The sequence below is a fragment of the Polynucleobacter sp. MWH-UH19D genome (assembly GCF_040409795.1).
In the GTDB taxonomy this organism is placed as follows: Bacteria; Pseudomonadota; Gammaproteobacteria; order Burkholderiales; family Burkholderiaceae; genus Polynucleobacter.
In genome coordinates, this window is record NZ_CP099571.1 from 367,452 (window position 1) to 385,148 (window position 17,697).

The window sequence follows — 17,697 nt, forward strand, 5'->3', positions numbered from 1 at the left end:
TACTATAAATCTGTTGCCAGCGCTGAGATACTAAACTCAATAAGAATAAAAATATTTAAGTATTTATGGCAACATCCTACGGATCCTCTAATGATCTAATTGTTATCAGCATTCCGGGAAATTATGCGATTGACGGAGGCGCAGGTAACGACACGATTGATTTAAGCGCGATTACTAGCTCTATTAATCTTAATTTAGAGTATGCCAACTATCCGTGGACAATAACTTTTGATGGATACCAAGTAGCCGTTCAAAATATTGAAAATGCTATTACTGGATCCGGTAATGATTGGTTGGCTGGAACATCAGGGGTAAATACACTAAACGGTGGTGCTGGTAATGATGTGTTTGCGGCAGCAATTGCTGCTGATTCATTGTTTGGTGGCGATGGCGATGATAGCTTCTCAGGTTCAGCTACGCTTTCAGGGGTGCTCACTTCTCCGGCCAATGTTTACATTGATGGCGGTGCTGGTGTTGATTCGATTGACTACAGCAGCACTGGTACTAAGCTGCAAATCAACTTAGCCACTAACTCTGCCCGATATTTGAATGACGCATTAACTGTCGTTCAAACCGATACTTTGTTGAATATTGAAAACGTCAAAGGCGGTTCTAATGTAGATACCATTATCGGTAATTCATTGGCAAATACCATCAGCGGTGGAAATGGTAACGACACTTTAACTGGTGGTCTTGGAAATGATACTTTCTACTACCAAACTTTTTACACTCCCAATATTGGTATTGATCGAATTACGGATTTTTCTAATGGCGATGCAATTGCTGTAGAGGCTACTAATCTTACGATTGTTAATAATCGCAATCAGTCTGCATTATTGGCGGGAGAGGTATATGTAGTTAATGGAGCAACCACTAGCTCTGTTTATATAGGAACTGATTCATCTATTGGTTATGATATTCAAATAGATCTTGCCGGGTCTTTTTCTAACTCTAGTTTTAAGACCCAAGGAAATCAAATACTATTCTCGGATCTCAATGGCGCCAACACCGCACCAACTTTTGCCGTTGGTAATGGCTTTAAACCCAGTGGACTGGTTGTCTCTGGAAGGCTGCAAAGTGTAGTTCAAAGCGATGGAAAAATTATCGTCGTTGGCTCAATTAATGATAATTTTTATATCGGCCGATATACTGCTGAAGGATCGCCGGATCTTACATTTAATGGCACCAGTGCAAAGATTATTGATTTTGGTGGCATTGATGTTGCAACTGATGTTGCCTTGCAGGCAGATGGAAAAATTGTAGTAACTGGCTCGACATCTTCAGGCAATAACTTTGCTGTTGCTAGATTGAATGCTAATGGTACTTTAGATACTACTTTTAATTCTGTCGGATATAAAACGATAGATTTTATTGGTAATGATTACTCATATGGGGTTGCTATACAGCGTGATGGAGCAATAGACATCGTTGGTAATTCGATGTCAAATTTTGCGGTCGCTCGTTTAACTAGCTCAGGAGCTTTAGATACTACTTTTTCTAGCGATGGTTTGGTAAAAACACCTGTAGCTGGTCTTTCAAATAATCAAGCAAATGCAATTGCAATTCAGTCGGATGGTAAGTTAGTAGTTGCAGGAATAGCTTACTCTGGCAGTGCTGAAATTTTTGGTATTGTTCGCTACAACACTGATGGAACATTAGATCCTTCTTTTTCCTCTGATGGTATTGATACTCAAAGTTTTGGAAGCAGAATTTATGGGGTTTCGATACAAATTGATGGCAAGATTTTAGTTGCCGGAACTACTAGTGGTAGCAGTGGGGCATCGCTGATTCGATACAACCCTGATGGTAGCCTAGATACAAGCTTTAATGGTAGTGGAAAGCTATCTTTACCATCCGGTTCTAAGTTTAATTCATTTGGCGGCATGGAGCAGCAGCCGGATGGAAGGATTCTGATTGTAGGAAGCTCAACGAGCGGTCTTGAAACTGTTGACTTTACAGTTGCGCGAATCAACCCTAATGGTACTCTAGACACTTCATTTTCCGGTGATGGTTATGTAAGGCTAGATAATAGGAGTGGTACTGATGTAGCATACAGCGTTGTAACTCAACCAGATGGCAAAATTGTCATCGTTGGAACATCTCCAAACTCACAGCTTTCTTTTGCGAGATTAAATATTGATGGCAGTACTGATGTTACTTTTGGCTCGCCTGATTCATTAAGTTACGCGCCTACTTATGTTGAGGGCAATAACCCTCAATTTATAAGCCCACAACCACCAGCATCTAACCCCTATATCAGCATTTATGATGCTCAACTAAATGTAACAAGCTATAACGGCGCATCTATTTCGCTTACGCGACATGGGGCTAGTAACGCCGAAGACCATTTTTACTTTTATGACCGTGGTAGCTCGATTGATTTGGTTAGTGGAACGCGCATAGTTCTTGGCGGCACAACAGAGGTTGGCGTGGTCACCACAAGCGGCGCTGGCTCTGCAACAATTACTTTTAATGCAAACGCAACAAACGATTTCGTTAATCAAGTATTACAGAGCTTGCAATACAGCAATACTAGCAATGCCCCTCCTGCTAGTGTACAGATTGATCTTGTATTTAATGATGGAAATACTGGTGCACAAGGTACCGGCGGTGCAATGAGCGCCACAGGTACTGTGAATATGAATATCACCCCTGTAAATGACAATCCAATTATTACCTCGGCTTCATCTTTTTCTGTAGAAGAAAATTCTACAAATACATTTTTTTATATAAACGCTATAGATCCTGACGGCGGAGCAATCAGTAGTTGGCAGGTATTAAATTTTGATGGCGGCGCGCTTCCATCGGCGTTTTCTTTTGATCCTGTAACCCATATTTTATCAGTTGTATCACCGCTAGATTATGAGGCGATACCAACATATCAGTTGCGCGTAGTAGTAGGTGACTCAACTGTGTTTGGTACCACTACTACCCAAACTTTAGCTGTTAACGTTGATAACGTAAATGATGCGCCAACATTTGGTGTTGGAGATGGAATCGTACCTTTTGTTGGGGAGCAAATCTCTGCCCAAGCTCTTGATATAGCGCTTGATGCTAGTGGAAAGATTATTATCGTTGGTAATGGGGGTCTATCTGGAGCTATGTATCCAGACATGTGGGGTGCTCGCTATAACCTTGATGGAACCCTGGATACTTCATTCTCTTCTGATGGTTGGTTAACAACCACAATTACTGCGTCGCCAACTAATTATCAAAATAGTGTTGCTTGGGGTGTTGCCGTAGATGCTTTTGGGAAAATTATTTTAGGCGGTAGTGCTTATAGATCTATTGATTCAACTGTATCTGATTTTGCTGTTGTTCGTTATAACGCTGATGGATCGCTGGATACAAGTTTTTCTTCTGATGGTTGGGCTACCACTGCAATAGGTAGCGGTAGAGACTATGCGTACGATCTTGCTATTCAGTCTGATGGAAAAATTGTTCTTGCTGGCGAGAGTTTTAATGGAACCACAAGTGATTTTGCGCTTGTACGGTTTAACTCAGACGGTAGTTTGGATAATTCATTTTCTTATGACGGAAAAGCTGGCAGTGATTTTGGCTCAAAACAGGAAATTGGCCAAGCCCTTGCTATTCAGTCTGATGGAAAAATATTGGTGGCTGGTTATGCCTATCAGCTTGGCGGAAATTCAGCCAATCAAATTGTCCGTTATAACGCAGATGGAAGTATTGACACTACTTTTTCTGGCGATGGAATAAGTTCAGATTCAATTAATTCTGGTAGTGAATATTTTTATAGCGTTGCTATTCAGGCGGATGGCAAGATATTGGCAGGAGGGTCAAGTAATAACGACTACTCTTTGATTCGTTACAACAGTAATGGCTCTCTTGATACTAGCTTTTCAACCGATGGAAAGTTAACTACAGATATTGGGGGGTCTGATCAGGTTCGTAAAATTCTAGTTCAATCCGATGGAAAAATTATTGCTGTTGGTACAGCATATGGTTCCAGTAGAGCCATAGGGTTGGTTCGTTATAACGCAGATGGTTCATTAGATGGTTCATTTGGGTCAAATGGTATTGTCACTACTAGAGTTTCTAGTAGTGAATCAGGCATGGCAGCGGTTTTACAATCCGACGGAAAAATTCTGGTTACTGGGGGAGGCGTCACTGTTCGTTATAACACCAATGGCGTATTGGATTCTTCCTTTGATTCAAACAATATTCTCAATGGTAGACCGGTATACCATGAAAATTCTTTGCCTGTAGTTTTGGATGCTGATGTCAATATTTCTGATGATGACCTTAATCGACTTGGATATAACAACGCCACCTTAACAATTATTCGTCATAGCGGCGTAAATTCAGACGATTATTTCACTAGTAACTTTAATGCCGGACCTGGCAATTCAACATTAAGTCCATTTTCGCCAAATGCTCCGTTGGTAGTGGATGGCATTGTGATAGGCAATGTCGCAACAAATACCGGCATTTTGTCTTTGGTTTTCAATGCAAATGCTACTCAAGCGCTTGTTAATTCTGCACTTCATCAAATTACCTACAGTAATTTAAGTGACACACCTCCATCTAGTGTTCAATTAGATTGGACTTTTAGTGATGGCAATGGCGGCCTTCAGGGATCTGGTGGTGTCTTATCTACCACTGGAAGTATGTTAGTAAGTATCGTTTCTGATGCCGAAGCATCGGGGACACTATTGCTAAATGGTGTTTTTGAAGAGGGCGCCACAATTACCTCTGTTATCTCTGGTTTAACTGATCCAGACGGGTCCATTGCTCAATATGCATATACATGGCAGGAATATAGTGGTGGGCAATGGAATACTCTCTCTAGTGGTTCATCACAGCTTAATATTCCATCCGATCAGAGTTATGTTGGCAAGAATGTTCGACTAGTTGCTCAAACAACTGATGTTTATGGTGGAACGACTCAGTTCATCAGCGCTAATTACATAGTCGCAAACGTTAATGATTTACCTACTGGCGGAATTGCCATTCCTAGTACGCCATTTAAAGATTCAACAATTATGGCAACGGTTGATCCCATCGGCGATCAAGATGGATTGGGCTCGATTACTTATCAGTGGCAGGCGGGAACCTATCTTAACGGACAGGTTGACCCTATGGGTTGGATCAATATTTCTGGTGCTAACAGTACTTCCTATTTAGTAACATCTGGGGTTATAGGTCAGCCGCTAAGACTAATTGCTAGTTATACAGATGGATATGGGCATTTAGAGACAGTCCAGTCAAATATTTCAAATGCAGTTGTTTCCCAAAATCTGATTATGGGTAGCGATCTGGGTGAGCTTTTGAGCGGAACGATTGCTCCAGATTATATTGATGCAAAAGATGGTAATGATACTGTTTATGGATTTTCCGGAAATGACATTCTGTTTGGTGGATTTGGCAATGATACCCTCGATGGTGGCGCTGATAATGACACTTTAGATGGTGGCGTTGGTAATGACACACTCTATGGTGGCTCTGGTAATGACACCTTAATCGGCGGAGCTGGTTTAGGTGTTGATGTACTTGATGGCGGCATTGGCAATGATAATCTTCAGCTAGGCTCTGATGGTGGCACCGCATTAGGCGGAGATGGTGATGACACTATTACTGGCAAAGGCTTATTGGATGGTGGCGCTGGTAATGACGTAATCCGTCAGCAAACTAGAGATGAAAGCTTAGCCCTCGCAAGTAATAATGTCATTCTTGGTGGTGATGGCAACGACCAAATTCAAGTAACAGAATTTTTTGCGACTGTAGATGCTGGTACGGGCGATGACATCATCACTATCCATGAAAATAATGGAACTGCAGCAGACTCTACTGCTGGTTTTAATATTCAGGGCGGCACTGGATATGACCAGCTAGTGATTGATGGCTATGCTGGTGGCGCTTGGGGTAACTGGACTTTACCTGCAACTTTTGGTGGTGTTGAGCGAATTACCTTTAAAAACACACAAGCCCTCAATACGCAATTTGGCTTTGTTGTGGCGGACTCTAATATTGCCGCAGGCCAAACTTTAGTTATCGATACTTTAAATTGGGATATAAATTTAAGTCATTCAGATAGCGACTGGGTTGGACTTAAGATAGATGCATCTCGCGAGACCAATGGCTATCTCAATATCACAGGGACTACAAAAGCCGATTATTTAATAGGTGGTGCATTAGCAGATACTTTCCAGTCAGGCGATGGCAACGATACCCTAATTGGTGGTGCAGGCAATGACACGCTTGATGGCGGAGCTGGCGATGATACTTTAACTGGTGGTGCGGGCAATGACACCTTATATGGTGGTGATGGTACAGATACCGCTATTTATGCGGGCAACTCTTCTGCCTACACTTGGACTAGGTTAATTGATGGTGCAAACCAGAGTTATGTGTCTGTTATTAATAATCAGACGCAAGAACAAGATGTGCTCTATTCTATTCGGTATCTAAAGTTTGATAATCAGCAGGTGACCTTGCGTGAGGCGGGTGTAATGTTGCAGGGTACTAGTATTGCTGATTCTTTAGTTGGAACTGATGCTGGTGATGATGTTCTCTTTGGCAATGCCGGCAATGACACTTTATTTGGCTTGGCTGGAGATGATACCCTCGATGGTGGCGCTGATAATGACACTTTAGATGGTGGCGTTGGTAATGACACACTCTATGGTGGCTCTGGTAATGACACCTTAATCGGCGGAGCTGGTTTAGGTGTTGATGTACTTGATGGCGGCATTGGCAATGATAATCTTCAGCTAGGCTCTGATGGTGGCACCGCATTAGGCGGAGATGGTGATGACACTATTACTGGCAAAGGCTTATTGGATGGTGGCGCTGGTAATGACACGATTACGCAAACCTGGATTGACTCCAACTATAGAGATGCCACTACAAGCATCTTAGGCGGGGATGGCAATGACTCATTAAATATTTGGGAGTTCTTTGCAACTGTAGATGCTGGTGCGGGCGATGATGTCATCACAATGGTTGGTCATGGCACCGGTGTTTTTGGAGAGGCAAACCTCAATGTTCAAGGTGGTTTAGGCTATGACCGATTAATTATTGATAATTTTGTTGGCGGCGGCTCCGGAAATGATTGGGTGTTACCTTCTACATTTAGTGGCATTGAGAGAGTTACCTTTGTTAATAGTGCCGCATGGAATACCCAATTAGGTTTTGTATTAGCAGATTCTAATATTACCGCTGAACAAACATTAGTCATTGATGTAAATAATTGGAATAATAGCTACGATTTTTCTAGCGGTCTTAAAGTTGATGCATCTCGCGAGACCAATGGCTACCTTAACATCTCTGGCACCGTATCCAAAGATTATTTAATAGGTGGTGCATTAGCAGATACTTTCCAGTCAGGCGATGGCAACGATACCCTAATTGGTGGTGCAGGCAATGACACGCTTGATGGCGGAGCTGGCGATGATACTTTAACTGGTGGTGCGGGCAATGATGTCTACTTTGTAGATACTTCGAGTGACTATTTGATTGAAGGCGCCAACCAAGGTGTTGATACAGTCTATACAACTGTTTCTTATAGACTGCAAAGTAATTTTGAGAATTTAGTTGCCAATTCGTCGATCGGTCTTGTTCTTGTCGGTAATTCTCTGACCAATATTATTACTGGAGGAATAGGGAATGACATTTTAGACGGTGATCTAGGCGTTGATACTCTGATTGGTGGGGTGGGTAATGATACCTATTTTGTAGATAATTCTGCTGATGCCATATTCGAAAATAATGGCGAAGGTATTGATTTGGTTTTCTCTAATGTTTCTTATTCTTTAGGAAACAATATAGAAAATTTAACAGCCGATGTTGCAGCTACAGCTGTTCGTTTAGTCGGCAATGAATTGGGTAATATGATTACCGGTAGCTCTGGAAGTGATACGCTCGATGGCGGTGGCGGTATGGATACTCTGATTGGTGGGGCTGGTAACGATACCTATTACATTGATAACACTGGTGATATCGTCATAGAGGGTAGTTCTGCTGGTAACGATTTTATTTATTCAAGTGTCTCCTATACATTAGGCGCTAATTTAGAGGGGATTTTTGGCTATGGAAATGCCGATCTCAGTCTTGCTGGTAATTTTGACAATAACATTATTACTGGTGGCGTGGGTAACGATACATTGCGCGGAGACTTGGGTAATGACACCTTAGATGGTGGTGCGGGTACTGACTTTGCTATTTTTGCTGGTACTCGCGATAACTATTCCATTACTCTTGGCCCTAATGATCTCACTCTAGTTGGGCCTGATGGCACTGATGTGGTGAAATCATCGGTTGAAACAATTCTTTTTGATATGTCGCCCCAAGTCCAGATTGATGTGGGCTTAACTATCTCCAAAAGACAAGTTATTACAACAATTTTGGGTGGTGATAATGGCGGTACTATTTCCGGCACATCTGGATCTGATGCCATTCGAGGCGGCATTGGTAGTGATACTATTTTTGGGTATGCTGGGGATGACGTCCTTTATGGCGGAGGAGGAGACGACTACATCAATGGTGGTCTCGGCAATGACACCATGGATGGTGGGTCTGGCAATGACACCATTTATGCTGATGATGCTGGCGATGTTGTCTTAGGTGGTAGTGGTATCGATACTGTTATTACTACTAGCTTGGTTTATTCCCTCGGAGATTCTGCCCGTGTATCTGGCGTTGAAAACCTTGCTTATGGTGGAGCGGCTAATGTTACCTTCACTGGCAGTGCTGATATCAATATTATTACTGCGGGTCAAGGTAACGACATACTGACCGCCATTAGTGCAAATGGGCTTGATGGTGACACTCTTTTTGCTGGTGCTGGCGATGACACATTGATTAGCTCTGTTGGCAATGATGTATTGCACGGTGGCGCTGGCACTGATATTGCTGTGATTAATTCACCGGCTGGTGATTTGGGCTCTTGGAGCTATCAGTATTCAATCGATGCCATTATGATTGCATCATCCTCGGGTAGTGATGTTATTTATAGCGATGTTGAGTACGTCAAATTTAGTGATGGAAAAATTCTTTCCGTACCAACCTCTCTTCTAAATAGTCAAGCTGTGTTTGTGCAACAGGGTACCGATGCCCCCGAAACAATGACTGGCACTTCCGGAATTGATGTGATTGCTGGTAATGGAGGCAATGATGTTATTTATGGACTTGGTGGTAACGATACGATTGATGGCGGTTCAGGTAACGATACGATTGATGGGGGTGATGGTAATGATTCTCTCGCTGGCGGACTTGGTAACGATACGATAGATGGTGGGTTAGGTTTAAATAGTATTTTTGGCGGACCAGGTGATGATGCGATTACGATTCACTCAAGCTCTGATCAGATTGATGGTGGTGATGGAGTTGATACTGTCCTGTTGGCAAGTGATTGGCCAACGGGATTGGCATCTTTAAATTACAGCCTTTATGGCGGCAATAATCAAAACATTGAAAATGTTACCTATCTTGGCGCTAGTGATTTTTCTATTACTGGAAATGCATTCAACAATCTTTTAGTTGGGGGCTCTGGTAGCGACACTCTTCGTGGCGGTAGTGGCTGGGATACCCTAGATGGTGGTGGTGGTAGCGATTTTGCGGTATTTTCTGGTACACGTAATGAATATCAAATCACGATTGGCGCTGGTGCTCTTACATTAGTTGGGCCTGATGGCACTGATATTGTGCGATCTTCTGTTGAGACATTATTGTTTGATGGATCTCCATTGACTCAAATTGATGTTGGTTTGAGTATTACAAAAGGCCAAGTCATCACAACAACCTTGGGTACTTCTGCTGGTGAGTTAATTACGGGGTCTGCTGGGTCTGATGCTATTCGAGCTGGTAATGGTGACGATACGGTAAATGGACTTGCTGGCGATGATGTTTTATATGGCGATGCTGGTAATGACACCCTTATCGGTGGTAAAGGCTCAGACACAATCGATGGTGGTTCTGGTGAGGATGTTGTTTTCTATGTGGTGCCTGGATTAAATGCTAGCCAGCAAGATCCCAATGTTGTTGGTGATAGTCTTAATGGAATTAATTTAACTTCAGAACCTTCTTCGAGCAATCTTATTGTTACTGGTGGTGGTGTTGCCGATCGCCTCACTAATGTAGAAATCATTGTTGCTACTAATGCGGCTGATAATTTAGATGGATCACCAAATACTTCTGGCATTGGTCTGATTGGTTTAGGTGGTGATGATGTCATTAAAGGTGGCTCAGGTAATGACGTATTGCAAGGCGGTACTGGTAATGACACTTTAATTGGCGGTGCTGGCGTCGATACCATGTTAGGCGGACCTGGTAACGATATCTATTATGTTGATAACGTAGGAGATATCGTAAAAGAGAGTCCAACGCATGTAGATTACAGCAATGGTAATGCTCCTGTAATTGACCCCACTTGGTACACCGCTGATCCAGGCTCATTGAGCTTAATCAGTGATCCATTAGATCCTAATGCAGGATCTAATTTACAACTTATTGGCGGTGGTATAGATACGATTCGAACCACCCTAAATAGCTATGCATTAAGTCTCGTTTCTATCAATACAGCGACAGGACTTATTGGAGAGGGTATTGAAAATCTCGAATTTATCGGCACTGGTAACTTTAGCGGTACTGGTAATAATCTTAACAACACTCTCACCACTGGCTCTGGTAACGATTCTTTAGATGGTGGCCTAGGTAATGACACCTTAATCGGTAACGCTGGTAATGACACCTATGTCATGAGCTTTGGTGCTAATCGCATCACTAACAATGGCGTAGATACCTTAGTCACTACTGGCGGTAGCGATACCTTTATTGACTACTCCGGAACATCTACTCTTAAAGTTAACCCTTCTGGAACTGTCTCAACCTTTACCTTTACTGAGCGTGGCACAGACGGCAACATCTATACCCGCACTTACGCTGATAGCTTTGGCAAGCAACTGCTCTCTACGCAAACACTCATTGGCAATTTTGCCAATGAAGGTACGCAAGTGAGCATTGGTGTTAGTGGCTACACCACCCTAGGCTCTAACGGTAGCCAAACGTATAAGACCTACACAGAAGTTGCTGGTAATACGGTGTACTCTTATAACGCCAACTACAACCAAAATAATCTCTTAATCGGTAGCATCTATAGCGACACCATGACTGGTGGCGCGGGTAGCGATTGGATTGAAGGTGGCTCAGGTAATGACACTATCTTTGCCGGCGGTGGATACGATCGGGTTGATGGCGGCTTAGGTAACGACTTTATTAGTTACTCTGCCTTCGACAATCTGAGCGCTGGTATTAAGGGCGTGATGGTCCTGGCAACCGACCAAGGATCAGCAGCATCTCTAAACGACTACTACGTCTTTAAGAACCAAAATTACACCACTTTTAACAGCGCTACGGTTGATACGCTGCTCGCTAGTGGTAGCGCTGATTATTTACAGTCGGTGGAGACTATTGCTGGTACTGCCCAATCCGACCTCTTTATTGGTGGTTACTCTAGTGATTGGTTTGTAGGCCGTGGTGGCTTAGATACCTTTTATGGTGGCAGCTCTGGTGAGCGCAGTACTGACTGGGTTGACTACAGTAGTTCAGTCTTTACGATGGGCATTACCGCTAATTTAGGAGCCAGTAATAGCACTACTAACCTGACCTTGGGTGGTATTGCGATGGGTACTCAGACTAATACGATTACCGGCATCGTCAATACCCAGATGGGTCCAGATACCCTCTATAACATCGAAGGTGTTAAAGGTACGAACTATAGCGATACCTTGATTGGCTCCACAGCAGGGAACTGGTTACGCGGCGGTAATGGCAATGATGTCTTAATTGGTGTTGGCAATGGTTTGCCAGGCATTTTGGTTGAGAGTGCGACTGACTGGGCTGATTACTGGGATAACACTTCTGGCGTAACCGTTAACCTCGGTGTGAGCAGTAATGCCGCATCCTCTTTAAACACTTCGACTATTGCTGGTGTATCCATTAGCGGCCTGTCCTATGGTACGGCTACAGGTGGCGATGGTAACGACACCCTGATTGGCATGACTGGTGTGCGTGGCGGTTTTGGTAATGACATCTTGATCGGTGGCACCGGTAATGATTGGCTCGCTGGTGGTCAGGGTAACGATACCCTGATTGGTGGCGCAGGTAATGACACTGCTTCTTATAAGTGGGCCAATGGCAGTGTCGTTGTAAATCTGGGCGTTGGTACTTATAACTACTCAGCGTACAACTACGGTAGTGGTATTGACTTTAATGGTCAAACTTGGGGTACTGCTTCTGGTGCTGATGGCTACGACTATTTAGTGGGTATTGACCGTATCGTCGGCTCTCGCTTTGACGATACCTTAACCGGTAACAGTGGCGATAACGTCTTTAGAGGTTTAGACGGTAACGATACGATTGATGGTGGTTCCGGTAGTGACTGGATCAGTTACTCCGAAGCACTCATTACTAATAATAGTGCTACTGGAAGCTCTGCCGGTATTACGGTAGATCTGTCTTCTGCTAAAGATGCCAATGGCTACATTACGGTAACCGTTGCCGATGGTAATGAGTTGCTAGCGAGTGCTGGCACAGATAAGCTCAAGAGCATTGAGAACATTACTGGTACGCAATATAACGACACCCTCATTGGTGATGCAGGTGAGAACACCTTGCAAGGTTATGGTGGCAATGACGTTCTTAAGGGCGGTGGCGGTAACGATACGGCCGACTTTAAGTGGAACTCAGCGGGTATTGTTGCAACCCTAAATGACGCAGGTCTGAATAACGATGCCGTACAAAATGGTACGGTGACTAGTAGTGCAGGTAATGATGTGCTCTATAGTATTGAGAGCATCCGTGGTTCTGAGTACAACGACACCATCACCGGTAATGCGGGCTCAAACACAATCGATGGTGGCGCTGGTAATGACACCCTTGATGGTGGCGCTGGTATCGATACGCTCTCCTATCGCTCTGCCTTAGGTGGCGTGACAGTAGACTTGGGTGACGGCACAACTCGCACGGCTACTGGCGCAGCAGGTACTGATGTAATTAGTCGTTTTGAGAACCTAATCGGTTCTGCTTATAACGATACCCTTACCGCCTTTACTGGTGGCAGCGTCATTGATGCTGGTGCTGGCAATGACACCATTATGGGTAATGCGGGTGATGATATCTTGCGCGGTGGTAAAGGCAATGATCTGATTAGTGGCGGTGCTGGTACCGATCGAGCTTTGTTTAGTGGGTTGTATACGGAGTATAGTTTTATTGTTCGAGGGGCTGATTCATCTGGAATGCTCGCTGGCATTACATTAAGTGGGGCGGATGGAACTGACGTAGTAGCAAGTGGGGTTGAATTTGTTCAATTTGACGGCTCACCTAACTACGAAATTGATGTTGCTCAAAGCGTGAAATACGGAACTGTAGTGCTGACTCAAAATAACTCCAGTCTTCTATCCGATCCCACCATCACCGGCACCACCGCTAACGACATCCTCACCGGTTCCTCTGTTGCTAACCAAACCCTCATTGGTTTGGCAGGCAATGACGTATTAGATGGTGGTGGTGGAACAGCTACTGGTAGCGCTGGTGGTGATACGCTTATCGGCGGTCAAGGCAACGATACCTATGTGGTGTACTCCTATGCTGATAAAGTCATTGAGGACTATTACGCTGGTACCGATACTGTCCAAGCACGCGTCAGTTACATCCTACCAACTAATGTTGAAAACCTCACGATGACCTACTTTAATAGTGGGCTCACGTATTTAGGATTAGGTAATAACTTAGATAACGTTATGACAGGTGGCGCTGGCGCAGACAAGCTCTATGGCCGCGATGGTAATGATGTACTCAGTGGCTTATCTGGTAATGATTATCTTTCTGGAGGTAATGGTAACGATACCTTGTATGGTGGCGATGGTAATGATGCGCTCTATGGCAATAGTGGCACTGATACTTTATATGGTGGCGCCGGTAACGATATCCTCGATCCAGGTACAGGTTATTATGAGACCCTTGTGGGCGGCGCAGGTGATGACATTTATATCATTAATGACAATAACTTTAATTGGTCATCCACAATTATTGAGAACGCCAATGAAGGTAACGATACCGTCATTACTTCCAATGGCTCGTTTACCCTAGCGAATAACATTGAGAGCTTAGCGTTTGTTGGGGTGAGTGGTGGTAATGGCACTGGTAATAGCTTGGCTAATATTATTGTGGGCAACACCGGTAGCAATACGCTTGATGGCGGTGCTGGCAATGACACCTTATATGGCGACACTGCCAATACTAGCTTATCGGATGGTATGGCTGGCGGCACGAACGATTACCTCATCGGTGGTGCAGGTAACGATGTTCTCTGGGGTCAATCGGGTGACGATACACTCGATGGCGGCACTGGTAATGACACGATGTATGGTGGCACTGGTAACGATACTTACTATGTTGACTCTACCAGTGATTATGCAATCGATGCTCCAAACTTAGCAGCGGGCTCTAATGGCGGTCTGATTAATACCGGCGGGGTAGATTGGATTTATGCCACTGCGACTGTGGAGATGACCGATACCAATCGCTTCCAATACATCGAGAACGTACGCTTACTTGATGCCGCGCCAGCCTTTACGATGAGTGGCAATGATTACTACAGTACTAGTTATTTAGGCGTTATTGGTACGGCTAGCAATAACATCCTTACCGGTAACCAGTATGACAACTGGATTAATGGCCTAGCAGGTGATGACACTATTAACGGCGGTGGCGGTAACGACGTGATGACCGGCGGTCTGGGTAATGACACCATAGATGGTGGTTATGGTGAAGCTGATGTGCTCGTTTACGGTACCGGCAGTATTTACGACACTATTAGCAAGAATGATGGTCGTTATGGTTATGACTTAGTGGCTACCTTAACCAATCACAATGGCGATGGTATTAAAGCGAACCTGAATTACTACGACTATCGCTTTGATGCCAATAATATGATCCAAGCGTATACCGTCACCGGTAGCGTTAATGTGAACTCCGGTACCGATCGGGTGTACAACATCGATGCCATTATTGGCACCAACTTTAATGACACCATTGTGGGTACTGACGGTAATAACTTCATTGAAGGTGGCCGTGGTAACGATACCTTAGTTGGTGGCGGTGGCTTTGACGTTCTGGGCTTGGGTGGTAACTCTAGCTATGGCTTAACGGTTGACCTGGGCGCAATGCGTTTGGCTGATAACACGGTGGTGAGCATGGACTGGAGTAAATACCAGTCGCAAAATACTGCGCTAGTAATCAACTTGGCAAGCTTAAGTACTGCTGCTAATAGTTATTACGATGGCACTACCCATAGCGCTGGCACCTTTACCAATAATGGTGGCAATGGTCTTGGCACGATTACCGTCTGGGGCTTTGAAGGTATTGGGCTGTCTGAGAACAATGACACGCTTTATGGCACCACCGGTAATGATTTTGTGCAAGGCTTTAATGGTAACGACTTGATGTTCGGTGGCGATGGCAATGACATCTTGTATGGTGATGCCCAAACTACTGGAATGCTCGCTGGTACTGATGGTGCGCATGATCAGGATACGATTTATGGCGGCTATGGAAACGACACCTTGTATGCTGGTGCTGGGGCTAGCACGCTACTTGGTGAGAGTGGTGACGATAGCCTAGTCGGTGCGTATGGTGGTGATACTTTGCTAGGCGGTGATGGCAATGATTACCTTAATGGCGCCGAAGGCAACGATGTACTCAATGGTGGCACGGGTTACGATAATCTGTATGGTGGTGCTGGTAACGACGTCCTCATTGGCGGCGGTTCGTTTGATCAGCTCTATGGCGGTGCAGGTAATGACACTTACCTGTATACCGGCAATGAGAATATTGGTGAGAACTATAACGAAGGCATCGATACAGTATTGGTAACTGCTGGTACCTATTACATGGGTGGCAATATTGAAAATGCCGCGCTTGCCAATATGCCAGGAGCTACGCCAAACCTGATGGCCTTACCTAGCAATCTGTATGGCAATGAGCAAGATAACGTGCTTTTGGGTAATACCGGCGATAACCAGTTATCTGGTAATGGCGGTAGTGACACGATTGCTGGTTATGGTGGCGAAGACACCATTTATGGTGGCTACGGTAATGACTTATTTGCCCTGACGCTTGACCCAACCCATAGCATTGACCCATCAACCTTGAACGGTTTTGGCGGCACGATCATGGACTTTAACCGCTATGGTGAGAATGATCACTTCTTGCTTAACTTTATAGCGGGTGGTTCTGGTAATACAGGCTTCCACTATCAACTCAACGTCGGTTATGGAGCTAGCTTTATTAATGGCTCAGCCCAAAGTGATGGCACGCCAGAAGCCATGATTACCTATGATCCAGGATCTGGTTTATTGCAAATTGAGTTCCAGCATGAAACCAGTAGCGGTAGTGGTCAGTGGACCTATGCTGGCGATAACGGTAACACCAACTTATCCTTTATCGTCAATGGTGCCAATGATTACACAGCAGCAACGAATATTAGTGCAGCGAGCTTTACGATCGATCCAAGCATCGATCTAACGCACCCCATGCAAGATCCAAACTCGTACTGGGGAACGCATCAGGTGTGATGATCTATTAAGGTACTAAACTCAAAAATAAATACTCAAAGAAGATAATCAGGTGAACAACACCTTGTAATAAGGTAGTTCTACCAATCGCCAGCGTTAAACCCCCAATAAAGAAGGTCAAATACATTAGGGTGATATTTAAGCTGCTAATTCCCAAGCTAAGCGGTAGGTTAAAGAAAATTGCAATGGCAGCAATCGTTGGAATGGATAGTCCAATACTGGCTAGGGCGGAACCTAAGGCTAGGTTTAGGCTGCTTTGAAGGCGGTTGGCTCTTGCTGCTCTTACTGCAGCAAAGCCTTCTGGTAACAGAACTAGCATTGCGATTGCAATACCTACAATCGTTTTTGGCGCGCCTGCAGCTTTGACTCCCGCTTCAATTGCTGGACTTAGAAGTTCCGCTAAGCCAACAACCACAACTAACGACAGAAGCAACAAAACAATGCTAACCATTGTTTTGAGGTTACTTGGTTTTTGGGCATGAACATTCATATCCGTTTTTTTGTCTTCGGCTTTAGGCAGGTAGTAATCGCGATGGCTGATAGTTTGGAAGAATAAGAAAGCAGCATAGAGTACGAATGAGGCAATGCCTGCAAACGCTAGCTGACTTCGAGTGAAGTCTGGGCCCGGCGTGCTGGTTGTTACTATTGGCATTACTAGAATGAAGGTTGCCAATGCAGTAAGAACCGCTAATGCTGAATTTGTGCCTTCATTGCGAAAAGACATTTCATGATGGTGTAAGCCGCCAATGAAGATGCAAAGACCAATTACGCCATTAATCACAATCATTACTGTTGCAAACACGGCATCTCTAGCAATAAATTGCGATCCATCGTGGCCTGAGATCATCATTGAAATAATTAAGGAAACCTCAATAATCGTGACAGCAATCGCTAAAATCAATGCACCATAGGGTTCACCTGTTTTATGGGCAACCACTTCAGCATGATGAACCGCCGATAGAACGCCGCCAATAAGAGCGAACGCCATCAATGCGATAAACCAAGTTTGACCATTAAGTTGACTGAGTAAAGTTGCCATAGAAAATATTATTAAGGGTAATAAGTAATTAATCTAAAAAATGCTAGCCCATTAAATTAAGCGGAC

General features: G+C 44.2%; 2 protein-coding genes. One reads left to right on the plus strand and one right to left on the minus strand.

The features are described 5' to 3' along the window. The first annotated feature begins 65 nt into the window (after positions 1 to 65). Positions 66 to 16,592: a cadherin domain-containing protein gene (locus tag NHB34_RS01875; RefSeq protein ID WP_353427885.1), complete on the plus strand. Its 16,527-nt coding sequence runs from the start codon at positions 66 to 68 to the stop codon at positions 16,590 to 16,592. Between the two features lie 7 nt (positions 16,593 to 16,599). Here the strand turns inward: NHB34_RS01875 and NHB34_RS01880 are convergent, their stop codons facing one another. Further along, entirely contained in the window at positions 16,600 to 17,631 is a 1,032-nt protein-coding gene (locus tag NHB34_RS01880) for an ionic transporter y4hA (RefSeq protein ID WP_353427886.1), read from the minus strand. Between the last annotated feature and the right edge of the window lie 66 nt (positions 17,632 to 17,697).

What these genes read in the sequence shown, in the direction of transcription:
- NHB34_RS01875 (WP_353427885.1), top strand. Translation starts at nt 66, where the DNA reads ATGGCAACATCCTACGGATCCTCTAATGATCTAATTGTTATCAGCATT.
- NHB34_RS01880 (WP_353427886.1), bottom strand. Translation starts at nt 17,631, where the DNA reads ATGGCAACTTTACTCAGTCAACTTAATGGTCAAACTTGGTTTATCGCA.